Origin of the sequence: Microbacterium sp. ZXX196, assembly GCF_009709595.1 — a bacterium.
Taxonomy (GTDB): domain Bacteria; phylum Actinomycetota; class Actinomycetes; order Actinomycetales; family Microbacteriaceae; genus Microbacterium; species Microbacterium excoecariae.
Genome location: NZ_WMEE01000364.1, coordinates 1 through 253, shown reverse-complemented (window position 1 = coordinate 253; position 253 = coordinate 1). Strand labels below are relative to the sequence as shown.

The 253-nt window shown below is 62.8% G+C and carries 1 pseudogene; it reads right to left on the bottom strand.

What is annotated here, in order from left to right:
• Nucleotides 1-253 (bottom strand): annotated as a pseudogene (locus GJQ66_RS13345) (type I glyceraldehyde-3-phosphate dehydrogenase); the annotation flags it as partial.

Sequence of the window (253 nt, the reverse complement as noted above, 5' to 3'; positions counted from 1 at the left end):
GAAGTCCAGGATGCGCTGGTCGTTGGTGTACGCGTGGACGGTCGTCATCAGGCCCTTGACGATGCCGAAGTTCTCGTCGAGAACCTTGGCCATCGGCGCCACGCAGTTGGTGGTGCAGGAGGCGTTGGAGATGACGTGGTGGTTGGCCGCGTCGTACTTGTCCTGGTTGACGCCCATCACGACCGTGATGTCCTCGTCCTTGGCGGGCGCGGAGATCAGGACCTTCTTGGCGCCGGCCTGGATGTGCTTCTCG